Source organism: Shewanella sp. MSW, assembly GCF_007636515.1.
In the GTDB taxonomy this organism is placed as follows: domain Bacteria; phylum Pseudomonadota; class Gammaproteobacteria; order Enterobacterales; family Shewanellaceae; genus Shewanella; species Shewanella indica.
The window spans coordinates 12118-37733 of record NZ_LVDR01000019.1 but is presented as its reverse complement, the minus strand read 5'-3'; the positions used below and the strand labels follow the sequence as shown (position 1 = coordinate 37733).

General features: G+C 52.4%; 26 protein-coding genes. 21 read left to right on the top strand and 5 right to left on the bottom strand.

Annotation, left to right across the window (positions count from 1 at the left end; genetic code table 11):
* The first annotated feature begins 1 nt into the window (after position 1).
* The 4 genes from AYI96_RS17260 (at position 2) to urdA (ending at position 4707) form a co-directional block, all read left to right on the top strand.
* Positions 2 to 664, top strand: coding sequence for a response regulator transcription factor (locus AYI96_RS17260; RefSeq protein WP_144362052.1), 663 nt, complete (start codon positions 2 to 4; stop codon positions 662 to 664).
* A 2-nt stretch (positions 665 to 666) separates the two neighbouring features.
* On the top strand, positions 667 to 1878 hold the full coding sequence (locus AYI96_RS17255) for a sensor histidine kinase (RefSeq protein ID WP_039035158.1): 1212 nt from the start codon (positions 667 to 669) through the stop codon (positions 1876 to 1878).
* A gap of 267 nt (positions 1879 to 2145) precedes the next feature.
* Complete coding sequence (locus tag AYI96_RS17250) at positions 2146 to 2910, top strand: outer membrane protein OmpK (protein ID WP_039035159.1); 765 nt, start codon at positions 2146 to 2148, stop codon at positions 2908 to 2910.
* A 42-nt stretch (positions 2911 to 2952) separates the two neighbouring features.
* Complete coding sequence (urdA, locus tag AYI96_RS17245; protein WP_039035160.1) at positions 2953 to 4707, top strand: urocanate reductase; 1755 nt, start codon at positions 2953 to 2955, stop codon at positions 4705 to 4707.
* 119 nt (positions 4708 to 4826) lie between these two features.
* Here the strand turns inward: urdA and AYI96_RS17240 are convergent, their stop codons facing one another.
* The 4 genes from AYI96_RS17240 to hslR all read right to left on the bottom strand — a co-directional run bounded on the left by AYI96_RS17240 (position 4827) and on the right by hslR (position 9743).
* Complete coding sequence (locus tag AYI96_RS17240) at positions 4827 to 6566, bottom strand: hypothetical protein (RefSeq protein WP_039035161.1); 1740 nt, start codon at positions 6564 to 6566, stop codon at positions 4827 to 4829.
* 188 nt (positions 6567 to 6754) lie between these two features.
* Positions 6755 to 8296, bottom strand: coding sequence for a phosphoenolpyruvate carboxykinase (locus AYI96_RS17235; protein ID WP_039035162.1), 1542 nt, complete (start codon positions 8294 to 8296; stop codon positions 6755 to 6757).
* Between the two features lie 165 nt (positions 8297 to 8461).
* Entirely contained in the window at positions 8462 to 9325 is an 864-nt protein-coding gene (gene hslO, locus AYI96_RS17230) for an Hsp33 family molecular chaperone HslO (protein WP_144362051.1), read from the bottom strand.
* Positions 9326 to 9344: 19 nt separating this feature from the next.
* Positions 9345 to 9743: a ribosome-associated heat shock protein Hsp15 gene (hslR, locus tag AYI96_RS17225; RefSeq protein WP_039035164.1), complete on the bottom strand. Its 399-nt coding sequence runs from the start codon at positions 9741 to 9743 to the stop codon at positions 9345 to 9347.
* A gap of 258 nt (positions 9744 to 10001) precedes the next feature.
* Between hslR and gspC the strand changes: the two genes are divergently transcribed.
* The 15 genes from gspC to AYI96_RS17150 all read left to right on the top strand — a co-directional run bounded on the left by gspC (position 10002) and on the right by AYI96_RS17150 (position 23575).
* Positions 10002 to 10913, top strand: a complete 912-nt coding sequence (gene gspC, locus AYI96_RS17220; RefSeq protein ID WP_039035165.1) for a type II secretion system protein GspC — start codon at positions 10002 to 10004, stop codon at positions 10911 to 10913.
* A gap of 25 nt (positions 10914 to 10938) precedes the next feature.
* The gene (gspD, locus tag AYI96_RS17215) at positions 10939 to 13062 is read left to right on the top strand and encodes a type II secretion system secretin GspD (protein ID WP_039035166.1); all 2124 of its coding nucleotides are present in this window, start codon (positions 10939 to 10941) and stop codon (positions 13060 to 13062) included.
* A complete protein-coding gene (gene gspE / locus AYI96_RS17210) occupies positions 13055 to 14620 on the top strand; it encodes a type II secretion system ATPase GspE (RefSeq protein WP_039035167.1) in 1566 nt (521 codons plus the stop codon). Before gspD ends, gspE begins: the two co-directional genes overlap by 8 nt.
* A gap of 3 nt (positions 14621 to 14623) precedes the next feature.
* Positions 14624 to 15847 carry a type II secretion system inner membrane protein GspF gene (gene gspF, locus AYI96_RS17205; protein WP_039035168.1) on the top strand — a complete coding sequence of 408 codons (1224 nt, stop codon included), beginning with the start codon at positions 14624 to 14626 and terminating at the stop codon, positions 15845 to 15847.
* Between the two features lie 49 nt (positions 15848 to 15896).
* The gene (gene gspG, locus AYI96_RS17200; protein ID WP_039035169.1) at positions 15897 to 16331 is read left to right on the top strand and encodes a type II secretion system major pseudopilin GspG; all 435 of its coding nucleotides are present in this window, start codon (positions 15897 to 15899) and stop codon (positions 16329 to 16331) included.
* A 1-nt stretch (position 16332) separates the two neighbouring features.
* Entirely contained in the window at positions 16333 to 16908 is a 576-nt protein-coding gene (gspH, locus tag AYI96_RS17195) for a type II secretion system minor pseudopilin GspH (protein WP_144362050.1), read from the top strand.
* Positions 16895 to 17278 carry a type II secretion system minor pseudopilin GspI gene (gene gspI, locus AYI96_RS17190; protein WP_039035171.1) on the top strand — a complete coding sequence of 128 codons (384 nt, stop codon included), beginning with the start codon at positions 16895 to 16897 and terminating at the stop codon, positions 17276 to 17278. Before gspH ends, gspI begins: the two co-directional genes overlap by 14 nt.
* Positions 17259 to 18002 (top strand): type II secretion system minor pseudopilin GspJ, encoded by a 744-nt coding sequence (gspJ, locus tag AYI96_RS17185; RefSeq protein ID WP_144362049.1) that lies wholly within the window; start codon positions 17259 to 17261, stop codon positions 18000 to 18002. The genes gspI and gspJ overlap by 20 nt, the downstream gene beginning before the upstream one ends.
* Complete coding sequence (gene gspK / locus AYI96_RS17180; protein WP_039035173.1) at positions 18002 to 18994, top strand: type II secretion system minor pseudopilin GspK; 993 nt, start codon at positions 18002 to 18004, stop codon at positions 18992 to 18994. Before gspJ ends, gspK begins: the two co-directional genes overlap by 1 nt.
* Positions 18995 to 19042: 48 nt before the next feature.
* Positions 19043 to 20233 carry a type II secretion system protein GspL gene (gspL, locus tag AYI96_RS17175; RefSeq protein ID WP_039035174.1) on the top strand — a complete coding sequence of 397 codons (1191 nt, stop codon included), beginning with the start codon at positions 19043 to 19045 and terminating at the stop codon, positions 20231 to 20233.
* Complete coding sequence (locus AYI96_RS17170; RefSeq protein WP_039035175.1) at positions 20234 to 20713, top strand: type II secretion system protein M; 480 nt, start codon at positions 20234 to 20236, stop codon at positions 20711 to 20713.
* 9 nt (positions 20714 to 20722) lie between these two features.
* Entirely contained in the window at positions 20723 to 21484 is a 762-nt protein-coding gene (locus tag AYI96_RS17165) for a type II secretion system protein N (RefSeq protein ID WP_039035176.1), read from the top strand.
* A 216-nt stretch (positions 21485 to 21700) separates the two neighbouring features.
* Positions 21701 to 22264, top strand: a complete 564-nt coding sequence (gene nudE, locus AYI96_RS17160; protein ID WP_039035177.1) for an ADP compounds hydrolase NudE — start codon at positions 21701 to 21703, stop codon at positions 22262 to 22264.
* A 59-nt stretch (positions 22265 to 22323) separates the two neighbouring features.
* A complete protein-coding gene (gene cysQ, locus AYI96_RS17155) occupies positions 22324 to 23136 on the top strand; it encodes a 3'(2'),5'-bisphosphate nucleotidase CysQ (RefSeq protein WP_039035178.1) in 813 nt (270 codons plus the stop codon).
* A gap of 4 nt (positions 23137 to 23140) precedes the next feature.
* Positions 23141 to 23575, top strand: coding sequence for a GNAT family N-acetyltransferase (locus AYI96_RS17150; RefSeq protein ID WP_039035179.1), 435 nt, complete (start codon positions 23141 to 23143; stop codon positions 23573 to 23575).
* Positions 23576 to 23695: 120 nt separating this feature from the next.
* On the opposite strand, the gene AYI96_RS17145 is transcribed toward AYI96_RS17150, so the two are convergent.
* Positions 23696 to 24259: a NapC/NirT family cytochrome c gene (locus AYI96_RS17145; protein WP_039035180.1), complete on the bottom strand. Its 564-nt coding sequence runs from the start codon at positions 24257 to 24259 to the stop codon at positions 23696 to 23698.
* 388 nt (positions 24260 to 24647) lie between these two features.
* Here AYI96_RS17145 and AYI96_RS17140 point away from each other — a divergent pair, with 388 nt between their 5' ends.
* Both AYI96_RS17140 and AYI96_RS17135 read left to right on the top strand, forming a co-directional pair.
* Entirely contained in the window at positions 24648 to 25013 is a 366-nt protein-coding gene (locus AYI96_RS17140) for a hypothetical protein (RefSeq protein WP_039035181.1), read from the top strand.
* A gap of 69 nt (positions 25014 to 25082) precedes the next feature.
* Positions 25083 to 25538, top strand: a complete 456-nt coding sequence (locus AYI96_RS17135) for a DUF2057 family protein (RefSeq protein WP_039035182.1) — start codon at positions 25083 to 25085, stop codon at positions 25536 to 25538.
* Positions 25539 to 25616 lie beyond the last annotated feature (78 nt).

The window sequence follows — 25616 nt, the reverse complement described above, 5'->3', positions numbered from 1 at the left end:
CATGTTAATACTGCTGGTCGAAGATAATCGTCTGTTGGCAAACAATATCATTCAATACCTGGCGATAAAGGGTATTGAATGTGACTATGCCGAAACCTTGGCTCAAGCCAATGAACTGCTGAGACAGCAGCATTTTGATGTGGTGGTGCTGGATCTCAACTTGCCTGACGGGGACGGTGTGCGAGCATGCCAGGGCTGGAAGGCCCAGTGTATGACCACGCCGGTGATCATGCTCACCGCCCGCAGTGGTCTGGATGACAGATTGAGCGGCTTTGATGCCGGCGCCGACGATTATCTTATTAAGCCCTTCGCCATGGAGGAGCTGGTCGCCCGCATCAAGGTAGTGGCTCAGCGCCGTCCAGCACCGCCAAAACTACAATTGGGTGAGTTGGAAATGGACTTTGGTAAACACGAGGCTTATCGCCAAGGGCAGCAGTTATCTCTAAGCCGCACCGGCTGGCAGATACTGGCTTTGCTGGCTCGCCGCAGCCCGGAAACCGTGGAGCGGGAAGAGATAGAACGTATGCTCTGGCCCGATTGTCCCCCGGACAGCGACAGCTTGCGCAGCCATTTGCATCTGTTGCGACGGGTAGTGGATAAGCCGTTCGACAGCCAGTTAATCCACACTATTCGCGGGGTAGGACTCTGCCTGAGGAGTGACTGAAGATGATGCCCAAGTTCAGTCTCAAGCGCAGCTATCAAATTTATGGGCTTATTTTTCTGGCGGTCACTCTGGCCATCAATAGCATCATCCCCCTTTGCATGATGTGCACCGGCATGTTTTCCATGCATGAAATCACCTTGCATAACGCAGGCCAGGCAGCCGAGGCGGTATTTACCCAAGGCAGTACCGAGCTGGATACCGACAACATCAGTGTATTTGCCGACTGGCAGCGGGTACCGGATAAGATAAAAGCCATCAATGACTTTCAGCCTCCCACTGCAGAAACCGGCATCCGCTACCAGCATCTCGATGGCCCCTATATCGATGCCTTAAGTGTCCACTACACGGCTTCAGGCCAGCCGCTGTATCTATGGCTACATTATGATGCCACCCATGATCTTGTCTTTGCACCCAAGAACATGACCGCCATTTTATTGCTGATAGTGATGACCTTCGGGGTGGTGGCCAGCCTGGCGTTTCACATGCAAAAACAGGTAATCACTCCGGTGCACAAAATCAGTCAGGCGATCAAGCAACACGACTGGCAAAGCATGAATGGCTTCAGTTTTCCCAAACAAGGCTATGCCGAGCTGCAATCGATAGTGGATGCGCTCAATACTTCGTTGCAGCAATTACAAAAAGCGCAGCAGAGGGAGCTCAACTTCCTGCGCTTTGCCAGCCACGAACTGCGCACGCCTGTGGCTATCTGCCAGTCATCCTTTGAGCTGCTCACCTTGCAAAAGGGCAAGTTGACCGGGCCAGTACTGGCCGCCAGCCAAGCGACAGCGCAGATGAAATCCATCATAGAAACTCTGCTTTGGCTCACCAACAAGAGCAGCACTCAGCTGGAGAAACAACCTTTGATGCCGGCTGAATTGCTGCAACAGTTGGCCGCCGAGCAGGAACATGCTCAGGGCAAGCAGGGCATGATTCAGTTGGACTGTGACGATACCCAACTTCAGGTGCTGAAAGAGCCTCTGTCCATCATGCTCAATAATCTGCTACGCAACGCACTCGAACATGGCACAGGTGAGGTCAAAGTGGAGCAGAGAGGTAAACATATCAGGGTCAGTAACTCGACCTTACAGGATAGTCTGGGAGGCTTTGGTCTGGGACTAATGTTGGTCAAACGGCTGGCGAAACAACTGGGCTGGCAGTTCAAGGAATATAGAACTCCACAAATGTTTATTGCCGAGATAGAAATTACAGATTAAAGGAAAATGTGAGTTAGGCTTATATTTTATTACCATTTTAAAAAGAGATGGCTTTCGCTGTCTCTTTTTTATTTATTTGACGGAATTTTCACTTAATTTATGTTCTCTTATCACCTACTTCCTTAAACCACAGAGTTTATTTTTTTAAGGATTGTAATCGACCAAGATCACAGCAGTTATTGGCAACAATTAATTATTATTTCCTCGTCTAATTCATGTGTTTAAAGTTTTCAATTACTTGGCATTTTATTTGTCTGAGGAAATATTATGAACTCAAAATGGTTGTTGAGTGGGGTGGCACTGGCTATGGCATTTTCTGCCAATGTGCAGGCCGATGTGACCAAAACCAGCCTGGATCTTGGTTATAAATTTTATACCAGTGATACCGAAGATGATAACCCTGGCGTCTTTAACCAACCCTTTCTCAAGTTAAATCATTTGGGTTTGGCCGATTGGGGCAGTTATTTCGCCAATATCAAGCTGGAGAATCCGGGGGAAGTCGCAGAAAACCAGAAGAATGAAGATGGTAAAACCACTCTAAAGGCATTGGCAATCATAGAGCACAAACTGGGTGAAAGCGGCTTTAACTTTTGGGCCCAGAACTTTATCTCTGCCAGTGAGACTCTGGTCGAAGACAACCTTTATCTGGGGGTTACGCACAACAGTAAGTTTGGCAATTTGGCACTGAACTATGGGGTTGGCTTCAACTATACCTTTGGTCATTTCTCACCAACAGATGAGAACTTCAATGACATTTCAGGTTACGCCCTGGTGCTCAACGCCAAATACCCGCTGAGTTTTGCCGGATTGAAGCACAACTTATCCGTCAACTACGAAGCGCAGATAGACAGGGACGAAGAGCACCAAAAGCTGTTTAGTTACGACAGCTATGGGCACCAGATCATTCTAGGGTGGCAGACCCACTTTACCGATGCCTTCTACGGCAAGTTGCACCTGACTCAGTACGATAGCTGGGGCGCACAGTACAACGACGGTATCGAGTATGGGTTGGCTTTCGGATACCAGTTTTAACAATGGAGCCAAGCTCCCTTTTTTAATCGACAGGAACTGAATATGCAGTTGAACAAATCCGTTTTGGGCGTGGCCGTATCCACTGCCGTGGTGATTACCGGCTGTCAGGTGACCCATGAGATCATCAAGAGTCAGGGGACTGCCCAGGGCAAGCATGGTGAGATCCAGGTTGAAACCAGCATTCAGGATGGCCGTATTGTGGCTATCGACGTGCTGAAGCAGAAAGAAAACCCTGTGTTGGCCGCCGCCGCATTCAAAGATGTAAAGCAAGCCATTATAGATAACAACTCTGTAGAAGTTGACGGGGTTTCCGGTGCAACCGTGACCTCAGATGCTCTCAAGAAAGCCGTAGCCGCCAGTATTGAAGCTGCCGGGGTGACCCTGGTAGCCGCAAGTGCCACGGCCAAGCATAATGAAGCTTTGACACCAGCCGAATACACCTATGACGTAGTCGTGATAGGTTCAGGCGGCGCCGGTTTCAGTGCCGGTCTGGAGGCCATGGAAGCCGGTGCTTCTGCCGTTATCATTGAAAAAATGCCCATCATAGGTGGTAACTCACTGATCTCCGGCGCCGAAATGAACGTAGCCGGTAGCTGGGTACAGAAAAACATGGAGATTACCGACTCCAAAGAGCTGTTTATCCAAGACACACTCAAAGGGGGCGACTTCAAGGGTGACCCTGAGATGGTCAAGGTGATGGTGGACAATGCCGTCAATGCCGCCGAATGGCTGCGTGACTATGTTAAGGTTGAGTTCTATCCCAACCAGTTGTTCCAGTTTGGTGGTCACAGCGTCAAGCGCGCCCTGATCCCCAAAGGCCACACGGGCGCCGAAGTGATCGGCAAGTTTGCCAAGAAAGCCGAAGAAGTCGGTCTGCCTATTCACACCAACACTACCGCCGACCGTCTGCTGATGGACAACAATGGCCGTGTGGTCGGTGTTGAGGCGACCAAGAACGGCAAGAAGATCACTTATCATGCCAAGCGCGGTGTTGTTGTCGCTACCGGTGGTTTCTCTGCCAACGTGGCTATGCGCAAGCAATACAACCCAGAGCTGGATGAGCGTTACGGTACAACAGGTATTTCAGGTGGTACAGGTGACGGTATTGTCATGGGTGAGAAGATCCATGCCGACACCCGTAACCTGGGCTATATCCAAACCTACCCTATCTGTAACCCAGAGACAGGAGCCATTGCCCTGATCGCCGACTCCCGTTTCTTTGGCGCGATTCTGGTCAACCAAAACGGTGAGCGCTTTGTGGAAGAGCTGGAACGTCGCGACGTGATCTCCCATGCGATTCTGGAACAACCCGGTCGTTACACCTATGTTCTGTGGAACAAGGACATTGATGATGTAGCCGGTACCATTGGTATGCACCAGGGTGAATACAAAGACTTCACCAGCCGTGGTCTGATGTATGAAGTAGACAGCATTGAAGAAGCCGCCAAGGTATTCAACATTCCGCTGGAAAACCTCAAGAAGACCATCAAAGATGTGAACCACTATGCGAAAACCGGTAAGGATGAAGCCTTCAACCACAGAGCCGGGTTGGTGGACTTGAGCAAGGGCCCATATTGGATCCTGAAAGCCACGCCATCAGTACACCACACCATGGGTGGTCTGGTAACAGATACCAAGACCCACGTGCTGAATGAACAAGGCAAGGTAATCCCAGGTCTGTTTGCCGCCGGTGAAGTGACAGGTTTGACTCACGGTACCAACCGCCTGGGTGGCAACGCCTATACTGACATCATTGTCTTTGGCCGTATCGCCGGTCAGCAGGCTGCCGCCAACTAAGCCGCCAAACAACTCATCTATCTCCCCAGAACTCAAAACGGCCCGTAAGGGCCGTTTTTTTATCGCGATTCCTTCATTGAAGGCGATAGCAACAAACATTCACTTCCATCACACCGTATTCAATTAGCCTGTGCCAATTGCTTCAGATGTTGATACAAGGGCTCGCTGAAGCTTTGCTCGTAGGTGAGTCGTAACTGCTGCCTGCCGGCATCGAAATCAAAGGCACGGTAGATATCCACTTCAATGAGTTGGCCACCTTGGATCAAATATTCACTGGGTAAAACCTTGTCGGCCAACTCAGGATTGTCCAGCAGCTCAGTGATCTGCAACAAAGGCGCACCACTCGGGCTCTGGATTAGCTGCCACTCGTAGCTTTCAGGGGCATCGCCAAAGTTAAGCGTAAAACGCTGTTCGCCATCCAGGGTAATTTCATCCTCTGTTGCTATAGGCCAAAAGAGGGTAATCAAGGCCCTGGAGTCGAGAGCTTCGGCGTTGGCAACCGGCATCTCCCAGGAAACAAACTCTTCATTGCGACACATCACATCGGCTTGCTGCGCTGTCCAGATGCGGTAAACCTGCCCAGGCCATTCGAGCTTGGCTAACTGCAGGACAGCCGGGGTGCCTGCCAACAAGCTTTGCCAGTCTTCATCGCCGGTCTGGTACTTGTCCACCTGCATAGTGATTGGCACCTGAGTACCATCATAGAAGGTGTGCAGTTGATTGCCTTCGATAACCGGCGCGCTTGGGCGATAGCCTTGATCCTTGCGTTCGGCATTTATCCAGCGCTCCATTTGGGTATTCCAGCACTCGGAAGCGACTTCATCTCCCAGAGGAATATCCTGGGCCAAAACCTTGCCTTGGTTGACACTACCGATCAAAAATTTTGAGGGGTCACCATATTGCAGGGAGAAAAACTCCTGTGCGCCACTCAGCCCCAAATCCAGCAGATGAGCTTGCTCATCATCCTCCATCAAACCATTGAGCACTATCACCCAGTCATTGTCGTTCATGGTTTTATCATCCTGAGGCTCCAGATAACCCAGGACCACCATGGCGTTGTTTACCTTGCTCCGCACCTCTTGGGGATCTGTTGCCAGGAATGTCGCCGCTGTCTGACCACTGGCAGCAATCAAGTGTCGCAGCTCATTCAGAGTCATAGCCAGGGTCTGTTCGGCCGCCAGAATTGCCTCATGATTACCTTCCCCGAGAAGCTTTTCTATCTGAGCTGCTGTCAAAGCGTGAATATGTTGCAGTAGCCAGAAGGCCTCGGCAAAGGTCGGCGCTGCTGTGACCTCGGCTGGGATCTGGTAGGGGGTCTTGCCTTCAGTGGCGAACAGCAGAGAATATAACTGCCTGAGTTCCTTAAGCAGGGAATCGCGCTTGGCATCACTAATGCCCGCCTGCAACATCTGCTGGAAACGACTGAATTCCAAATGGGTTACCAGGTTGATGGCGCCCGTATGCTGGTTCAGGGCAAAGAGCATCAGGCTGCCGTCATCAGCGGTTCGGGCAGTGACACTCTGCTTATTGTGCTGCTGTTTGACCGGGGGGTTGTCGCTGGTCTGCGCTATCCAGCTGGCCAGCAGATAATAATCGGGAGTAGGCTCATCGCTGCGCCAATCGAGCTGATACTTGCCGTCGCTGTCGGTTGTTGTTGTGGGCTCATCGGCATCACAAGACAAGTTACGATTGAGATCGGCGCAAACATCAGCACCAGCTACAGCCCCCAAATAACTGACCTGTCCCAGAACACTGATATCCTTGGTCACAGGTGGTTGGTTGTCATCTGAGTCGGAATTACCGCAGGCGGAAAGCAGCGTGGCGCTAAGAAGTACTGCGAGATACTTTGGTTTAACCATTTGATCGTCCGTGATTAATTAAATTTGAAGGTGCATTTTCCTTAGCCTTTGGGGTGATCACAACCCCCCGAAAGCACTAAGTCTTTGCGAGTCCATTGAATAGACTAAATCCCTTTTATGACAAGAGCAGGAATTGGCCAATAAAAACGGCTCCATTCAGGAGCCGTTTTTATCATTTACTGCTGTCATCAAGCTTTAGGACCGGCAGCCTTAATGGCATCGGAGACCTGATACTTAGCGAAGTTGCTCTGGAAAGATTCAGCCAACTGTTTGGCATACTTGGCGTATTCTTCCTTGTCAGCCCAAGTGTTGACCGGATTGAGCAGCGCGCTGTCGACGCCGGGAATGGCAACCGGGACATCCAGATTCAACTGCTCGATATGTTCGGTCGGCACTTCTTTGAGTTCACCGCTGACGATGGCATCCACTATGGCGCGGGTGACAGGAATGTCGAAACGTTTGCCGACGCCATAAGGGCCGCCGGTCCAACCTGTGTTCACCAGGTAAACTTGGCTGCCGAAGGCTTGGATACGCTTCATCAACAGCTCGGCATAAACCCCGGCAGGACGAGGGAAGAAGGGAGCACCGAAACAGGTGGAGAAAGTCGACTGAATCGCGGCGGTTGAGCCCACTTCGGTGGAACCTACCTTGGCGGTATACCCCGAGAGGAAGTGATAAGCTGCCTGCTCCTTGCTAAGTTTGGCTACCGGAGGCAAGACGCCGGAAACATCACAGGTGAGGAACACCACGGCGTGAGGCTCGTTACCACGATTATCTTCCTTACGCTGGGCAATATGCTCCAGTGGGTAAGCGGCGCGAGTGTTCTCGGTCAGGCTGGCATCCTTGTAGTCAGGCACTCGCTGAGCATCCAGCACCACGTTTTCCAGCACAGTACCGAAGCGAATCGCATCCCAGATCACCGGCTCATTCTTCTGACTGAGATCGATACACTTGGCATAGCAGCCGCCTTCAATATTGAAGACGCCGCCTTCAGCCCAGCCGTGTTCATCATCACCGATCAGAAAACGCTTGGGATCGGCAGACAATGTAGTCTTGCCTGTACCTGAAAGACCAAAGAAGAGAGTTGTGTCGCCATCTTTGCCGACGTTGGCCGAGCAATGCATAGGCAGTACATCTTTGGCCGGCAGCAGGAAGTTTTGTACCGAGAACATGGATTTTTTCATTTCACCGGCATAGCGCATACCGGCCAGCAGTACCTTACGCTCGGCGAAGTTGATGATCACTGCACCGTCCGAGTTAGTGCCATCGCGCTCGGGTGAGCAGACAAAGCCTGGGGCGTTGATGATCTGCCACTCGGGTTTGTGGCTCTGGTTATAGTGCTCAGGTACGATAAACAGATTACGGGCAAACAATTGGTGCCAGGCGTATTCGGTCGTGACTCTGATAGGCAGGTAGTGTTCGGCATCGGCGCCGACTTCCAGCTCAGAGACAAATACTTGTTTGTCGGCCAGATAGGCTTCGACTTGCTCCCACAGGGCGGCAAACTTCTGAGGTTCAAACGCCTGGTTGACCACGCCCCACTCGATATCAGCCTCGGTACCCGGCTCCTTGACGATAAAACGGTCGGCGGGGGAACGGCCGGTGCGCTCGCCGGTCTGAGCCACCAGAGCACCGTTAGCTGTTAATCTGCCTTCACCGCGCAGAATTGCCTGCTCGACCAGTTGGGCACTGTTGAGGTTGAGTTGAATGCGGTTTGCTTCTGCCGCCATAAGTAAGGTCTCCATCTATTATGAGGTCTGATATAGTCCCGGTCTGCTGTCGGGTTGGCGCGATTGTAACTTAAGCCGCGGCTAAAGTGTGAGCACGTTCTGAAAAATGACAAAAAAAAGAGAGCGATCACTCGCTCTCTTAAAAACAACTGAATATTGCCCCCGTTATTGGGGAGTATTAGGTGTCTGACTGTTGGCAAAGATGGCTTCGATATCGATGGCATCGAAGCGGTAGTGACTGTTGCAATATTCACAGCCCATCTCCACCAGCCCCTTCTCCTGAATGATAGCGTCTATCTCTTCCTTCGCCAGGGTGCGGATCGCTGCAGCGCTGCGCTCACGGGAACAGGTACACTTGAAGCTGACGCTTACTGGGTCGAACAACCGTACCTGCTCCTGATGGTAAAGACGGTGCAGGACTTCAGTAGCCGGCAGGCTGAACAATTCTTCAGCTTTAATAGTAGCGGTCAGCTGAGTCAGGTGTTCAAACTCGGTATTTTCACTCTGCTCACTCGGCAATACCTGCAACAGCATACCGGCGGCATGTTCACCATTGGCAAATAACCAAATACCTGTAGGCAATTGCTCCGACTGGGCAAAGTAGCTCTCAAGACATTCTGCGATGCTGGGCTTATCCAGGGCCACTACCCCTTGATAACGCTCACCTTCGGTCGGAGTCAGGGTGATGACCATATAACCTTGGCCAAAGAGCTGATCCAGTGTTGCATCTGTGACAATCTCGCCTTGCCAGCGGGCAACGCCCCTTAATTCCTGACGGTTATTGCCGTTGATCACCGCCAGTGACACCGGACCACCCTGCCCCTGCAGCTGTACACTGATATCACCTTCAAATTTCAGTGTTGCCGTCAGCAGCGAAGTCGCCGCCAGCAATTCACCCAGCAGTACCTTAAGGCGCTCCGGGTAATCATGGGTGCTAATTATCTGGCGATAGCTGTCACCAAGTTGGGCCAGTTCACCCCTTACATCAGCGTTATCAAACAGATAGCGATGGAGAGTATCTTGGTTCATTGGGTTTCTCACAGTTAATTCAGGTCTCGCGGAAGCGAATGATTTGCCGCCGCTGTTTCTTATCCGGCTTGGTATCGGGCGCCGGATTATGCAATATGTTGAGCCTTCTGGCTTCAGCATTGCTTTCCCGTTTTTGTATGCTCTGCGGCGTTTCTTCGTACAGGCTCTGGGCGATAGCCGCTCCCTGACGGACACCGGAAACTTTTTTTATGACGATCTCTTTTTCGTCATATCCCTGGCGTAACCTAATGCGCGCACCGACTTCTGCCAGCTTGCTGGATTTGGCTCTTTGACCGTTGTAATGTACTTTACCGCCGTTGATCATCTCTTTGGCCAGGGCGCGGGTCTTGTAAAAGCGCGCCGCCCAGAGCCATTTATCGAGCCGGACCGCCTCGGCGTTGTCATTGCTATTGGCCATGGATACTCCTGTCATAATTGAAAAAGGGGATGAGCTCACAACTCGGGGATAAACCCCTTGTCCAAGCCGCCAATACGGGGTTAAACAGTGGAGCGCTTCACACCCTTTCCAGGCGCGCAAAGGTAGCATAATCGTACAATTTTCGCCAACCAACCCCCTGTTATGGTCTTGTTGCAAACAAGAGTGTGAGTTAGCATGGCGAAGGTTTCATTCACTATTATAATCAGAACAGAGACCTGATTAGAGGGTCCGGAAAATATGGATTTATTGGATAAGATTATCGCCAAGACGGGCAGCATACCGCAAAAACCCGCCAGCACCGCCGTGTTTTGGCTATTGTTGCTATTGGTTCTGTATTTGACGGCACAGATTAGCTGGAAACTGATCCCAACAGGAAAACCGACTGCCAACTGGACACCAACCCCGGTGTCTGGTCCCCAATCACAGAATGTCGATATCAGCGGTATCAATGGTTTGGCGCTGTTCGGCAAAAAAGACGCCAGCAGCACCAAGCCTAAAGAAGTCTCAACTGAAATGATCACAGATGCGCCCAAAACGTCACTGTCGATTCTGTTGACCGGGGTGGTGGCGTCCAGCGCCGAGCAGAAAGGCCTGGCGATTATCGAGTCTCAAGGCAGCCAGGAAACCTACAGTCTGGGCGATAAGATCAAGGGCACCTCAGCATCGCTGAAAGAGGTGTATGCCGACCGTATCATTATTACCAATGCCGGTCGTTACGAAACCCTGATGCTCGACGGCCTGCAATATACTACTCAGTCACAAGCCAATGCTCAGCTGCAACAGGCCCGCAGCGGTGGTGACGTGACCAAGGTTGACCGCCGTGATGCCGACATTGGCCGCGAGTTGGTGGCTTCCCGCGATGAGTTGCTGGCCGATCCCAGCAAGATTACCGATTACCTGGCAATTTCACCGGTTCAAAAGGATGGCGAAGTGCAAGGGTACAGACTCAATCCGGGCAAAGATGCCGGATTATTCAAGGATGCCGGGTTCCAGCCCAATGACCTGGCAAAATCCATCAATGGTTATGATTTAACTGATATGAGTCAGGCGCTGGAGGTGATGGGCCAGTTGCCGGAGCTGACCGAAGTCTCTGTGATGGTAGAGCGCGAAGGTCAGTTGGTTGAAATCATGTTCAGTTTGCCGCAATAAAGCAGGTTTAGAGGAAAGCACAATAATGAACAATAAACGGATTCGAACCAAGCTTATCGCTGGTCTGGTAGCTACCGCGGCCTTGCTGACCCAGCCAAGCGCTTGGTCTGAGCAATATGCGGCAAACTTTAAAGGCACAGATATTCAGGAGTTTATCAACATAGTTGGTAAAAACCTCAACAAGACCATCATTGTCGATCCCACTATTCGCGGCAAAATCAACGTCCGCAGCTATGACATGCTCAACGACGAGCAATATTACCAATTTTTCCTCAACGTGCTGCAGGTCTACGGCTATGCTGTGGTCGAGCTGGAAAACAATGTCATCAAGGTGATTAAAGACAAAGACGCCAAGACCTCTTCGATTCGGGTTGCCGATGACAATACCCCGGGTCTTGGCGACGAGATGGTGACCCGCATAGTGGCGCTGTACAACACAGAAGCCAAGCAACTGGCACCTTTGCTGCGTCAGCTCAATGACAATGCCGGTGGCGGCAACGTGGTCAACTATGATCCTTCCAATGTATTGATGATCACCGGCCGCGCCAATGTGGTCAACAAGCTAGTGGAAATCGTGCGCCGGGTAGACAAGCAGGGTGACACTGAAGTGCAGGTGGTGCCCTTGGAATACGCTTCTGCCGGTGAGATGGTGCGGATCATAGATACCCTCTATCGCGCCAGTGCCAACCAGGCACAGCTACCGGGCCAAGCGCCCAAGGTGGTGGCCGATGAGCGGATCAACGCCGTGGTGGTCAGTGGTGATGAACGCAGTCGTCAGCGGGTAGTAGAGCTTATTCATCGCCTCGATGCCGAACAGGCCAGCACAGGCAATACCAAGGTGCGTTATCTGCGTTATGCCAAGGCCGAAGACCTGGTGGAAGTGCTGACAGGGTTTGCCCAAAAACTGGAAGCGAAAGATGGTGCAGCACCAGCCCCCGGCAGCGCCGGCGGTAAACGCCGCAATGAAATCAATATCATGGCCCATGAAGACACCAATGCCCTGGTGATCAGCGCTGAGCCAGATCAGATGCGTACCCTGGAGAGCGTGATCAACCAATTGGATATCCGCCGCGCCCAGGTACTGGTGGAGGCCATCATAGTCGAGGTCGCCGAAGGGGATGATGTGGGCTTCGGTATCCAATGGGCCACAGAGGCCGGTGGTGGTACTCAGTTCAACAACCTGGGACCCACCATAGGTGAAATTGGTGCGGGTATCTGGAATGCGCAGGACAAGAAAGCCTCCCAGACCTGTACCGGTTCGGGTGACAACCTGACCTGTACCGATAACCCTGACACCAAGGGCGATATCACCCTGTTGGCCCAGGCGCTCGGTAAGGTAAACGGCATGGCCTGGGGTGTGACCATGGGCGACTTTGGCGCTCTGATACAGGCGGTGTCCAGCGATACCAACTCCAACGTATTGGCGACCCCTTCTATTACCACCCTGGACAACCAGGAAGCCTCCTTCATCGTCGGTGACGAAGTGCCCATCCTTACTGGCGCGCAGAACTCCAGCAATGGCAACAGCAACCCATTCCAAACCGTTGAACGCAAAGAAGTCGGGGTTAAGCTCAAGGTAGTGCCGCAGATCAACGAAGGCAATGCCGTCAAGCTCACCATTGAGCAGGAAGTCTCCGGCATCAACGGCAAGACCAATGTGGACGTGACCTTTGCCACCCGCCGCCTGACGACTACCGTAATGGCCGACTCGGGTCAAATCGTGGTGCTGGGGGGGCTAATTAATGAAGAGGTACAGGAAAGCGTCCAGAAAGTACCTTTCCTGGGCGATATCCCGATTCTGGGGCATCTGTTCAAGTCATCCAGCAGCGGCAAGAAGAAAAAGAACCTGATGGTATTTATCAAGCCGACCATCATCCGTGATGGTGTCACCATGGAAGGCATTGCCGGCCGTAAATACAACTACTTCCGAGCCCTGCAGCTGGAACAGCAGGAACGTGGTATCAACCTGATGCCAAGGACTGATGTGCCCATGCTGGAAGAGTGGAGCCAGGAAGAATACCTGCCACCCGAAGTCAATGAGATCCTCGATCGTTACAAGCAGGGTAAGGGACTGGATACCAAGATGCGTAAAACAGACTCCACCCTGAAGACCTTGGAAGAAAACAAGCAGGACGAAGCCGATGACTGAAGTCCAGCCGCCAACAGACGATCTGGCCCAGGTTTCCAGTGAACTGGCGCTGACCGCCGAGGCTGAAAGTGACGAGCTGTTTCACTCAAGCAGCCGTGAGCGGCTGCCGTTTGCCTTTGCTCACAGATACAACCTGGTGCTCAGTAAAGGCCAAGATGAACGGCTGACCCTCTATTACACCCAGGCAACGCCTTTGTCTGTGTTGTTTGAGGTGCGTCGCTATGCCGGCCAGGAACTGCCGCTGCACAAACTGGAAGCCCATGAGTTTGAGCGCTACCTGACTCAGGCCTATCAGAGTAACTCTTCCGAGGCGCAGCAGCTGATGGAAGACATAGGCAATGAGATGGATCTCTTTACCCTGGCAGAAGAGATGCCGCAGACCGAAGATCTGCTGGAAGGAGAAGATGATGCGCCCATCATCAAGCTGATCAACGCCTTATTGTCCGAAGCCATCAAAGAGGAAGCTTCGGATATTCATATTGAAACCTATGAGAAGCAGCTGGTGGTGCGTTTCCGGGTTGATGGCGTGCTCAAGGAAGTACTCAAGCCGAACCGTAAGCTTTCTTCGCTCCTGGTATCGCGGATCAAGGTTATGGCCCGTTTGGATATCGCCGAAAAGCGGGTGCCGCAGGATGGCCGGATCTCACTGCGTATCGGTGGCCGCGCTGTGGATGTCCGGGTATCGACCATGCCATCGAGCCACGGCGAGCGGGTCGTACTGCGTCTGCTGGACAAGAACGCTGGCAATCTGGACTTGGCACAACTGGGAATGAAAGACAGTATTCGCCACCAGTTCGATGAACTGATCCGTAAACCTCACGGCATTATTCTGGTCACCGGCCCTACGGGTTCGGGCAAGAGTACTACCCTCTATGCCGGTCTAACCGAAATCAATCACAACGACATCAACATACTCACAGTTGAAGACCCAATTGAATACGAGCTGGAAGGCATAGGCCAGACCCAGGTCAACACCAAGGTGGATATGACCTTCGCCCGCGGCTTGCGAGCCATTTTGCGTCAGGATCCTGATGTGGTGATGATAGGGGAAATCCGTGACCTGGAAACGGCGCAGATAGCGGTGCAGGCCTCACTCACCGGCCACCTGGTGATCTCTACCTTGCACACCAACACGGCTTCCGGTGCCATTACCCGTTTGCAGGACATGGGCGTTGAGCCTTTCCTGGTGTCTTCCAGTCTGCTGGGGGTGCTGGCCCAGCGCCTGGTGCGGACTCTATGCAACGAGTGTAAGGAAGCCCATACCCCGGATGCCCGCGAACGTGAGCTCCTGGGCATAGGCGATGAAGATGCGGTGATCTATCGCGCCAAGGGCTGCAAGAGCTGTGGCCATAACGGCTATCGTGGCCGTACCGGGATCCATGAACTGCTGCTGGTGGACGACAACGTCCGCGAACTCATCCACGGTGGCCGTGGCGAACTGGCGATTGAAAAATATATTCGTCAGCACAACCCCAGCATTCGCCATGATGGCATGGTCAAGGTGCTGGCGGGGATCACTACCCTGGAAGAAGTGCTGCGCGTGACCCGCGAGGAGTAATTCATGGCGGCATTCGAGTATAAGGCGCTCAATCAAGCCGGAAAGCAGGTCAAAGGGGTTATCGAAGCCGATACCGCCAGACTGGCCCGCAGTCAGCTGCGTGAACAGAAGCTGATGCCGCTGGATATCGCCCCGGTCACCGAAAAAGAAGCCAAGGCCAGCAGTGGCAGTTGGTTGGCGCGGCGCAAGAAGATCTCTGTGGCTGAACTGGCGCTGATCACCCGCCAGATAGCAACTCTGGTCGCTGCCGGTTTGCCGGTGGAAGAAGCCCTCAAGGCCGTAGGCCAACAGTGCGAAAAAGACCGTCTCGCCTCCATGGTGATGGCGGTACGCTCGCGAGTGGTGGAAGGCTACTCGCTGGCCGACTCCATGGCCGAGTTTCCCCATGTGTTTGATGATCTCTACCGCGCCATGGTGGCCTCGGGTGAAAAGTCCGGCCATTTGGAAGTGGTGCTCAATCGCCTGGCGGACTACACGGAGCGGCGCCAACAGCTCAAGACTAAGCTGACCCAGGCGATGATCTACCCCATAGTGCTGACCACAGTGGCTATCGGCGTTATCGCCGTGCTGCTGGCGGCCGTAGTGCCCAAAGTAGTTGGTCAATTTGAACATATGGGCCAGGAGTTACCCGGTACCACTCAGTTTTTGATTGCCGCCTCTGACTTTGTCCAGCATTACGGGCTATTCGTCCTCGGCGCCATAGTATTGCTGGCGCTGCTGTTTCAGAAGATGCTCACCAAACCCGCCTTCAAACTCAAGTATCACAAGCTGTTGCTACGTTTGCCTGTGGTGGGCAAAGTCAGTAAGGGGCTGAATACGTCACGCTTTGCCCGAACCTTGAGTATCCTCAGTGCCAGTTCAGTGCCGCTGCTTGATGGCATGCGGATTGCCAGTGAGGTCTTGCTGAATGTGCGGGTACGTCAGGCAGTGGAAGAGGCCACGGCCAGAGTGCGTGAGGGAACCAGTCTGGGAGCGGCACTGACTAATACCAAGCTGTTCCCGCCGATGATGTTGTATATGATAGCCTCGGGTGAGAAGAGTGGTGAACTGGAGCAGATGCTGGAGCGCGCCGCAGATAACCAGGACAGGGAGTTCGAGTCCAACGTCAATATCGCCTTGGGGGTGTTCGAACCTCTGTTGGTGGTGAGTATGGCCGGGATAGTGTTGTTTATTGTTCTGGCAATTTTGCAACCGATATTGGCGCTCAACAATATGATTAGTGGCTGAGTCTTATTTCACCGCAGCCATGTGAGATTTTTTAGGAGGAAGTAAGTTAATGCAAAGCAACAACAGACAGAAAGGTTTTACCCTGTTGGAAGTGATGGTGGTGATAGTGATCCTGGGGATCTTGGCCTCCATGGTGGTACCCAATCTGATGGGTAACAAGGACAAGGCCGACCAACAAAAGGCGGTGTCTGACATAGTCGCATTGGAAAACCAGCTGGACATGTACAAGCTGGACAACAGCGTGTACCCCACAACCGAACAGGGACTGGAAGCTCTGGTCCAGAAGCCGACCATTTCTCCTGAGCCACGTAACTACCGCGACGGAGGCTACGTTAAGCGTCTGCCTATGGATCCCTGGGGTAATCCTTATCTACTGATGAGCCCGGGCGAACACGGCAAGATTGACGTCTTCAGCTCAGGCCCTGATAGCCAGCCCGGCACAGAAGACGATATAGGCAACTGGAATCTGCAAGATTTCCAATAAGATGCAAAACAAGCACTCACGGGGTTTTACCCTGCTGGAAGTGATGTTGGTAGTGCTGCTGATGGGGCTGGCAGCTACGGCTGTGACCATGACAATGGGGGACAGCGGTCCCAAGCAACAGTTAACCCGTGAGGCGCAGAGATTTATGGCGGCCACCGAGACAGTACTGGATGAAACCGTACTCAGTGGCCAGTTTATCGGCATAGTGGTGGACAAGGACAAGTACCACTTCGTGCTGTTTAAAGAGAACAAATGGCAACCGCTGGAGCAGGACAGGCTACTGGCCGAAAAGCAGTTGCCGGAAGGCATCAAACTGTCGGTCGAGCTCGAAGGCCTGCCTTTGGTGCAGGAAGATGAAGAGCAGGACTCCTGGTTCGACGAGCCCTTTATCGAAGAATCGGACGCGGACAAAAAGAAGTTTCCCGAGCCGCAGATCATGCTGTTGCCAAGTGGCGAAATGACAGCTTTCGAGCTGAGCTTTATTGCCAGCGACAGCCTGGGCGAAACCGTTGAGGTGTTGGTCAGTGGTGATAGCCTGGGTAGCCTCAAGCTGGGGAGGTTCGATGATTTCGAATAAACTTGCCCGGCAAAAGGGGATGACGTTGCTGGAAGTGATAGTCGCTCTGGCAGTGTTTGCCATTGCGGCGGTGGCCATTACCAAGAGCATAGGCGATCAGATTGCCAATATGCCGATTCTGGAACAGCGCACCCTGGCACAGTGGGTGGCCGATAACCAGATGGTGGATGCCAGGTTGGAAAAAGGCTTTCCTGCTCTTGGACGCAAAGATGGTCGTAGCGAACTGGCCGGCCAAACCTGGTATTGGCGCAAAGAGGTGGTCAAGACCACAGATGATAATTTTCGGATGATCCGTATCAGTGTCAGCGATGATGACAAATTCGAGCGGATCATCGCGCAGGTGAACTCTTATGTACTCAAGCAGGAATAGCGGCTTTACCCTGCTGGAGATGCTGATCGCCATAGCGATCTTCGCCATGTTGGGCCTGGCAGCCAATGCTGTATTACAAACTGTGCTGAAGAACGATGAGGTGACCCGCGATTTTTCACAGCAACTCAAATACCTGCAGCAGGGCTTTGGGGTGTTGGAGCGGGATCTGGGCCAGATGGTGGCCCGTACTCCCAGGCTACTGGAAGGCGGCCGTGGCAGCACAGTGTTTCAAACCGGGACTGATATTCTGGACTCTGAATCCGAGGCGCTGGTGTTTTTTCGTCTCGGGTGGCTCAACCCGGGAGGTTTACTGCCAAGAGGCAGCCTGCAGTCTGTGGCCTATGTAGTACAGGAAGGCCGACTTGAGCGTTGGTACTATCCTTATCCAGAGCCGGAATTCGGCGCCGAGCCGATTAAAACCGTATTGATGGACAAGGTGCTATCGGTAAAGTACGCCTTTTTTGTCGAGGACAAGTGGCAACGTAAAGCCGATGCAAGCAAGTTACCCAAGGCGATCGCCATAGAGATAGAAACAGAGGACAGAGGCGTTATCAGCCGCAAATTCCTGTTGCCGATTGGAGCCCCGGCAGCCGACAAACAGGACGACAATGGTGGCGACACCAACAAAGGGGATAACAACAGCGGCACTAATACAGATGGTGGTCAGCAGGAGTCGGACGGCCAAGAGGGTAACGACTCAGGCCAAGGTAAAGAGGAACTCTGATGAAAGGCAAACAAAGAGGGGTTGCTCTGATAGTGGTGCTGCTGATAGTAGCGATTGTGGCCGTGCTGGCGACCAGTATTACCGGGCGCAATCAGTTATCAGTGCGCAGAACCTTAAATCTGGCGCAGTATGACCAAGCTTACTGGTATGCCATTTCGGCCGAAGAGTTAGCGCGTAAGGTATTGAAACAGGATCTGGATGACTCTGAAGGTCGGGTGCATCTGCAACAATACTGGGCACTGGCAGATGTCATTCTCCCGGCAGAAAATGGCGAAATCGGCGGCACCATTTCCGATCTTCGCAGCTGTTTTAACCTCAATGCCTTGAGTGTCAGCAGCAAAGAGACGACAGATGGGCAACCGCAGAAGATGCCGCTGGCCGCCAGACAGTTCAAAGGATTGCTGGAATCCTTGGGGATGGATGAATTCGGTGCCGAACGTCTGACCCATACGCTGAAAGATTATCTGGATGAGGATTCGATAGCCTCACCCTTTGGCGCCGAAGATGCCGAGTATGAAGCGCGGGTTGTCCCTTACCGGGCGGCCAACACGCTAATGAGTCACAGCAGTGAACTCAGGGCTGTGTTTGGCTTTAACCAAGAGACTTATCGCATTTTAAAGCCCTATGTTTGCGCCATACCGGGAAATGACCGACAGTTGTTGAACGTCAACACCATCAAGGTTGAGCAGGCTGCACTGCTGGCTGGCATGCTGGAAAACCAGATCTCGGTAGGCGAAGCAGAAAGCATTATTAACCAGCGCCCAGCGGGGGGCTTCGACAAAATAGAAGATTTCTGGGCGCTGGGTTCTTTGACCTCGATTGCCAGTAAGAATGATCAGCTCAAGTCCAGTTTTGTGGTCAACAGTAAGTTTTTTAAGCTGGAGGCCAAGGCCAGGGTAGATGATGCCCTGTTCCGATTGGAAAGTATGCTGCATATAGTGGGTGGGAATCAGCTCGAAGTGTTGACCCGGCAATATGGCGGACAAGAATAACAGGACAAGCCCCTAAGCCTCCAAGGCCAGGGATTGTGGAGAATAATAGTGAGTGAACGCTTATTTATCCGTTTAGGCAAAAACCTGGGCTCGCCCTGCGCCTGGGTCGTATGGTCTGAGCAGGAACAGGAGATTATTGCCTCGGGAGAGCTGGTTGATGCGCGGTCGCTGGCGACCCTGACGCAACGAGCCGGTAATCGGCCGGTCGATGTGTTGGTGCCGGCCAGTGCCATTCAGCTCACTTCGGTCGAACTACCGGAGAAGGGCCAACGCCAGGCTCTCAAGGCGTTGCCTTTCCTGCTTGAAGATACCCTGGCCCAGAATGTTGATGAGCTGCACTTTGTCGTTGGCCCCCGCAGCGGCGAGAGCCTGAGTGTGGCCGTGGTTGCCCATGAGCAGATGCAAAACTGGCTCTCCTGGCTGAACGAGGCCGGGCTCAAAGTGCGTAAAATGGTACCGGATTGTCTGGCACTGGAGCGGGAAGACTGTGATTGGGCCCTGATGGCCTATGAAGATCAACTCTTACTGCGTACAGCCGAGGGCATGGGTATGAGCATGCCCAAGGACTGGCTGCAACCCTTACTGCCCGGGTTGCTCGAAGAGCAGCAAACAGCACCGAGCCTGGCCTGCTATACCGAATTTCAATGGCCGGATCTGGAGTGTCGGCAGATGCCGCTGGAAATGCCCATGCTGGTGTTGGCCAAAGGGCTGCTCAAGTCACCTATCAATCTGCTATCCGGCCCCTATGTTCCCAAGCGTGAATACAGCAAGCACCTACTGCTTTGGAAACGGGTGGCAATCGTCGCCGCCATTGCCCTGCTGCTTGGCTTGGTTAACAAAGGGCTCAACATACATCAGATGCAGAGTGAGGCCGATGACTTGAAGGCCCAGAGCGAAAGCATTTATCGCCAGGTGGTTCCCGGCAGTTCACGGATAGTCAATCTGCGCTCACAGCTGGAATCTCAACTCAGAGCCCTGCAGGGTAGCGGCTCGGGTGGCGAATTTTTTACCATGCTGGATAGACTGGAAGGTGCATTCAAACAAGTGCCGGATCTCAAACCCAACAGCCTAAGATTTGATGCCGGGCGCAATGAAATCCGTATGCAGGTGACGGCCAAGAGCTACGCCCAGATAGAACAGTTCAAAGAGCTGGCCGGGCGTCAATTCCATCTCGAGGGAGGGGCAATGAACAGTACTGAAAATGCGGTTACCAGTACTCTGACCCTAAGGAGCAAATAAATGGAAAATTTGCGTAACTGGTGGGAATCTCTGGCACAGCGGGAGCAGCAATTGGTCGCGGCCATGGCAGTAATAGTCGCTGTCGGGGTCCTTTATTGGGGGATCTGGACACCGATAAGCAATGCCGAACAGAAGGCACAGAATAACCTCAATGCTCAGACCCAGATGCTCAGCTTTGTGAAACAGACGGCCAATAAGATTGCCGGGATCAAACAGAGCGGCAACAGACCGGCTCTCAAGGGTAGTCTCAGCACTGTGGTGACCCAGAGTGCCGCCAGCTATGACTTAGAGATCACCCGCATGGCACCACAGGGGAAACAGATCCAGATCTGGATGGATGAAGTGCCCTTTGATAGCCTGATCTCCTATCTTGGGGATCTGGTACAGAAACAGGGATTGTCTCTGGACAGCCTGGATCTGGCCGAAGGTGATAGCCCTGGCATGGTGAAAGTCAGACGAATCCAGTTATCTCAGTCGTAAGGTGTAGTCTTGAAACTGATTAGTAAAATAATACTCTGTGTGCTGATTTACCTGGCATTTATGCTGGCACTCTTTCCCGCAAGGTTGGCGGTTTCGCTAGCGCCTCTGCCAAATAATCTGCAACTCGGTGGCGTCAGCGGCACTATCTGGAGCGGCAGTATTGATGTCATTAAGCTGCAACAACGTCAGTTGGAGCAGCTGAGCTGGGAGCTCAGTCCCTGGGCACTGCTGACCGGCAAAGCCAAACTGGACTTCCAGCTGGGCAGTCGCGCCAGTGCCGTCAACGCCAAGGGGCAAGTCACCTTGGCTGCCGGCGCTATCAGCGCTGAGAAGCTGCGTTTTGAAGCACCGGCCGAGTTTCTCTTGGCTGGCAGTCGTCTGCCATTTCGCACTCAAGTGAGCGGTGATGTCTCTGTGTTGCTGGATACTCTGGCACAAGGCCAGCCTTGGTGTGAGGCGCTCAGCGGCAAAGTATTTCTCAATCGGGTCGGCATCAAGAACCAGTTTGGTCAATATCCCTTGGGAGACATAGAACTCGGCCTGCAGTGTGTTGCCGGTCAGGTGCAACTGGCGACCGATGAGGAGAAAAACGCCATAGGCGTGGCCGGCACCTTGCTGCTCAAGGCCAATGAACAACTTGAGGTCAAGGCCCGCATTCGTGAGACTCAGGCTCAGTCTGAAGATCTGAAAAAAGCGCTGCCATTTCTGGGCAAGCGTGATCCCCAAGGATATTTCCCCATCAATTACAACGGCAAAATCCCGGGTCTTTAAATAAGTAGGTAGCCGGGCTCCTCCCGGCTGCCGTTTGTTCAAGTTGAGCTTTCCCGTTTAAAACTCTTGCGAAAACCCGCAATCGCTTGCACCCAAATCAATTAATCCGAAAAACCCCACCGCCCCGACAAACTCTGCAGCTCTGTTATTTCGTGTGAATTGGTATAACATTGTAGCCTGAGTCACATTTTCAGTTTGTCAGCGTCAGAGGCCTCTATGACAGAGCGGCAGAAGAAGCCGGAAATATTGCACACCGAAGTTGTAGCCCGCAGTCGTCTGTTTCAAATAGAACAGGTACACCTGCGTTTCTCCAATCAAGAGGAACGTCACTACGAGCGGATGAAAAGTGCCAGCCGTGGTGCTGTTATGGTGGTGCCGGTTCTCAATGGTGAGTGGTTACTGCTGGGCAGCGAGTATGCCGCGGGAACCCACAACTATGAGCTTGGCTTTCCCAAGGGACTGATCGACCCGGGTGAAACCGCCGCTGAAGCCGCCAACCGTGAACTGCAGGAAGAGATAGGCTATGGTGCCCGTAAACTGACCAAGCTGAAGGAGTTGAGTCTGGCTCCCGGGTATTTCGCCAGTAAGATGCAAATTTTCCTGGCCGAAGATCTCTATGAGAGTCGCCTGGAAGGCGATGAACCTGAGCCGATAGAGCTGGTTCCCTGGCCGCTGGAACGCTGGCAAGAACTGCTGGACATGAATGATTTTTCAGAAGGACGCAGCGTCAGCGCCTTGTTTTTGGCGATGAAACAGCTGAGACTGACTGAATCCCCCTAAAAATGGCCACTCCCGGCCACTGACTTTTGCTTATCCGATGGAAAGCGTTTGGAGTAGTTATGAAGCCAGAAGAGTTGATAGATCATGTTATCGCCATTGCAATGGAAGCAGGGCAGAAAATTCGCCAGATCTACCAACAAGGCAGTTTCAGCAAGGAAACCAAGGAAGATAATACCCCTGTCACCTCGGCCGATATCGCGGCCCACAATATCATCTGCAGCAGCCTGCAGGCATTGACACCGGATATCCCGGTATTATCTGAGGAAGCAGCTGATATTCCCCTTTCTGAACGCAGCCAGTGGCGCCGCTACTGGTTGGTGGATCCCTTGGATGGCACCGGAGAATTTATTGCCGGCAGCGGCGATTTCTCGGTGATTATCGCCTTGGTTGAGCACAACCGTCCTATTATGGGTGTAGTTTATGCGCCCATGACCGAAGTATGCTACTACGCCATCGCGGGACTCGGAGCTTATAAGCGCACTTCCCTGACGGAGCTGCGAATTCACAGCAAGCTGTTACCGAAAGAACAGAATAACGCCCTGCGCCTGGCGGTCAGTCGCCGTCAGGATCCGCAGTCCGTGCTCAAGCTATTCAACCAACCCAAACATTGTGAACTTGTAGCGCTCGGTGGCGCTGCGCTCAAGAGCTGTCTGGTCGCCGAGGGCAGAGCGGATTGTTATGTACGTGTCGGCCCTACGGGCGAGTGGGATACAGGCGCAGCGCAAATCATCATAGAAGAAGCCGGTGGTCAATTAATGGATACTGAACTGCAACCCTTGACCTACAACGAGCGTGAGTCGTTGGAAAACCCCAACTTTATCGTGGTCGGTTCCCCGAACCTCGAATGGGACAAGATACTGACCGGAGATTAATCTAATGCAGATAAGACCAATATCCAGAGCCGATCTGGATGCGGTATTGGCCTTGGAACTGGCAACCTTCGGTGAGCATTGCTACCCGGACTTCTTTTTCCGTCAGGCATTGGATGCTTGGTCCAGTGGTTTTCTGGGGAGCTTTGTCGACGGTCAGCTGGTAGGTTACCTGCTGCGGGTGAGCAGCGAAAAGCCTGGACAGCACTGGCTGTTGTCGCTGGCTGTATCTCCGACGAAACAAGGTCAAGGGATAGGTAAGCAATTACTCAGTGCTTGTCTGGATGATTGCAGCCACTGTGTCGATGAACTGTTACTGACGGTAGCGCCGGATAATTCCGCCCGCCATCTCTACAGCCGCATGGGGTTTGAAAACCTGGGACTGGAAGCCGACTATTTTGGCGTTGGTGAACACAGACTATTGATGCGCTGGCAAAGATAAAAAACACCGAGTGTTTTGTTTAATCGCTCCAGCCCCCATCAAGCCTGTCGATCGCTAGTCCGGCTTCACTTCAGATATAAAAAAACCGCTGCAAGCAGCGGTTTTTCCAGCTCAAAATGATTAACCCTTTGGATAAGGATGCGCTACACCCTTGTGGCAATCCACGCAGGTCTTTCTGCTTTCAGGATCTTTCTTGAAGTTCATGCTGTGCATTCTAACAGCCATTTTCTTCATGGTTTCAGGCTGGTTCTCATAGATGCGGGTATGGCAATGCTGACAGTTGGCAGAGTCATTGGCACGGAAGTAGTTCAGTGCTTTATCAGCCTGCTCTTTACGGTTAGCGTCCAACCACTCCTGAGTATTGAAGCCATCGATAGTCAGGAAGCCGTAGAGATCCTTGGAAACAATGATCTTCTTCACCAGATAGTCAACCGGACCGTGAGGCAAGTGGCAGTCTTGACACTGAACAGTAACACCGGCACTACCACCACCGTGGGCAGATGCCAACACTTCATCTTTCAGTGAGTGGTTGCTGTGGCAGGTCATACAGAACGCATCTGTACTGGTTGCATGCAGCGTCTGCTGGGTAGCGAAGTAGCCAACAACACCTATCACTATGCCGACGACCAGTAGCGACAGGATGGAATACTTTGCGCTGGGTTTAAAGATTGCACGCCAGTTCATCACTCTTCTCCAAAATAAAATTCTTATATCTATATTGAGCTATTCGTTGTTCTGAAATTTGATTATAAACCAGTTTTCTTTCATTAATCTGACCCGAAAAGTGCAAAATGAGACTTAGCTCTAACTCTCAAGGCCTAATGACGACTGAATTTTAAGTTAATGCCATATATGCACTTTTCCTAAACTTAAAGCATGGCACACGCTTAATCAAGCATAGTCAATCGAATAATTAACATACAACCAATTCTCGAAACAATAAATGTGATCCAGGCGACGCTAAGGAGGTAATGAACAATTTTATTTTGGACAAGACGAAACTATTTAATCAAGATGTCTGTCTATTGAGGTAAGCACAGACTGCGTGCTTCACCAGAACGAAAGGATAACGATGAGAAGCTTGCTGTTGATACTGACACTGATAATGACGCTGGGACAGGCCGTGATGCCTGCAGCCGCGTCTGTTTCAGTGTCTGAGCATCAGTCAATGGCAGCCATGAACTCATCTGCATCCACCAGCATGGTTATGGATATGGATTGCTGCCAAGGCCAGCAGCATTGCCCAGACTGCGATCTGGGTATGGATTGCGGCACCATGGGCAACTGTGCCAGCCACTGCACACCAGGGGTAAGCCTGCTTACCGCCGGCCATCCTTTGTTGGTGACAGGAAGCCAGCAGATCGCCCTGCCTAGCTGGAGCTTGCAAACCGCTATACTCTCACAGCAAACACCCCCTCCCAATTCAGCACAGATGTAACTCTGGCCTTACGGCCGCAAAGCTTTAGTTAATGTTTTTACATCTGAATATTTTTTGGGAGTTCCCACTATGTCTGCATACAAAATTTCTGCATCTCGTTTTAGCGCCGCCCTGTTAATCTTTGCCAGCCTGTTTATGGCTTCGGGCAGTTTCGCAGCCGAGTTGAACCTGCCGGATAATCTGGTGATCAAAGCTATTGATGGCCAAGCTGTATCCAACTTTGACCGCCACCAGTTAGCCGCCGGAAAACATGTTGTCGAACTCAAATACCGGGACATTTTTGCCGTCAATGCCGATGACTCGGGCGCTTGGGTTAAATCCGGTCCTCTTTATCTGACACTGACTGTTGCCGAACAACAAAGTCTGCAACTGCAGCTACCGACTCTGGATACCGAGGCAGAAGCCAACGCCTTTATTCGCAGTCCACAGTTACAAGTTGTTGATGAAGCCGGTCAGGCTGTTCCTGCCGAGGTAATGACCCACGGAGGCCTGATGGCCGACTGGTTGGCACAGCTGCGCCGCTGAGTTTTCAGAGTGGAATGAGACAGAGGCTCTACCATGCTGCTAACAATGATTGCCGGAAAAAGTGTAGCAATGTCATCA

Bases quoted from the DNA above. Each gene is read 5' to 3' on its own strand.
- gspF (WP_039035168.1), top strand. From the start codon at position 14,624: ATGGCGGCATTCGAGTATAAGGCGCTCAATCAAGCCGGAAAGCAGGTC.
- AYI96_RS17250 (WP_039035159.1), top strand. From the start codon at position 2,146: ATGAACTCAAAATGGTTGTTGAGTGGGGTGGCACTGGCTATGGCATTT.
- gspG (WP_039035169.1), top strand. From the start codon at position 15,897: ATGCAAAGCAACAACAGACAGAAAGGTTTTACCCTGTTGGAAGTGATG.
- gspE (WP_039035167.1), top strand. From the start codon at position 13,055: ATGACTGAAGTCCAGCCGCCAACAGACGATCTGGCCCAGGTTTCCAGT.
- gspK (WP_039035173.1), top strand. From the start codon at position 18,002: ATGAAAGGCAAACAAAGAGGGGTTGCTCTGATAGTGGTGCTGCTGATA.
- AYI96_RS17150 (WP_039035179.1), top strand. From the start codon at position 23,141: ATGCAGATAAGACCAATATCCAGAGCCGATCTGGATGCGGTATTGGCC.
- gspD (WP_039035166.1), top strand. From the start codon at position 10,939: ATGAACAATAAACGGATTCGAACCAAGCTTATCGCTGGTCTGGTAGCT.
- gspJ (WP_144362049.1), top strand. From the start codon at position 17,259: ATGTACTCAAGCAGGAATAGCGGCTTTACCCTGCTGGAGATGCTGATC.
- gspH (WP_144362050.1), top strand. From the start codon at position 16,333: ATGCAAAACAAGCACTCACGGGGTTTTACCCTGCTGGAAGTGATGTTG.
- AYI96_RS17145 (WP_039035180.1), bottom strand. From the start codon at position 24,259: ATGAACTGGCGTGCAATCTTTAAACCCAGCGCAAAGTATTCCATCCTG.
- AYI96_RS17255 (WP_039035158.1), top strand. From the start codon at position 667: ATGATGCCCAAGTTCAGTCTCAAGCGCAGCTATCAAATTTATGGGCTT.
- cysQ (WP_039035178.1), top strand. From the start codon at position 22,324: ATGAAGCCAGAAGAGTTGATAGATCATGTTATCGCCATTGCAATGGAA.
- AYI96_RS17260 (WP_144362052.1), top strand. From the start codon at position 2: ATGTTAATACTGCTGGTCGAAGATAATCGTCTGTTGGCAAACAATATC.
- gspC (WP_039035165.1), top strand. From the start codon at position 10,002: ATGGATTTATTGGATAAGATTATCGCCAAGACGGGCAGCATACCGCAA.
- nudE (WP_039035177.1), top strand. From the start codon at position 21,701: ATGACAGAGCGGCAGAAGAAGCCGGAAATATTGCACACCGAAGTTGTA.
- AYI96_RS17170 (WP_039035175.1), top strand. From the start codon at position 20,234: ATGGAAAATTTGCGTAACTGGTGGGAATCTCTGGCACAGCGGGAGCAG.
- AYI96_RS17235 (WP_039035162.1), bottom strand. From the start codon at position 8,296: ATGGCGGCAGAAGCAAACCGCATTCAACTCAACCTCAACAGTGCCCAA.
- AYI96_RS17135 (WP_039035182.1), top strand. From the start codon at position 25,083: ATGTCTGCATACAAAATTTCTGCATCTCGTTTTAGCGCCGCCCTGTTA.
- AYI96_RS17140 (WP_039035181.1), top strand. From the start codon at position 24,648: ATGAGAAGCTTGCTGTTGATACTGACACTGATAATGACGCTGGGACAG.
- AYI96_RS17240 (WP_039035161.1), bottom strand. From the start codon at position 6,566: ATGGTTAAACCAAAGTATCTCGCAGTACTTCTTAGCGCCACGCTGCTT.
- hslO (WP_144362051.1), bottom strand. From the start codon at position 9,325: ATGAACCAAGATACTCTCCATCGCTATCTGTTTGATAACGCTGATGTA.
- urdA (WP_039035160.1), top strand. From the start codon at position 2,953: ATGCAGTTGAACAAATCCGTTTTGGGCGTGGCCGTATCCACTGCCGTG.
- gspI (WP_039035171.1), top strand. From the start codon at position 16,895: ATGATTTCGAATAAACTTGCCCGGCAAAAGGGGATGACGTTGCTGGAA.
- hslR (WP_039035164.1), bottom strand. From the start codon at position 9,743: ATGGCCAATAGCAATGACAACGCCGAGGCGGTCCGGCTCGATAAATGG.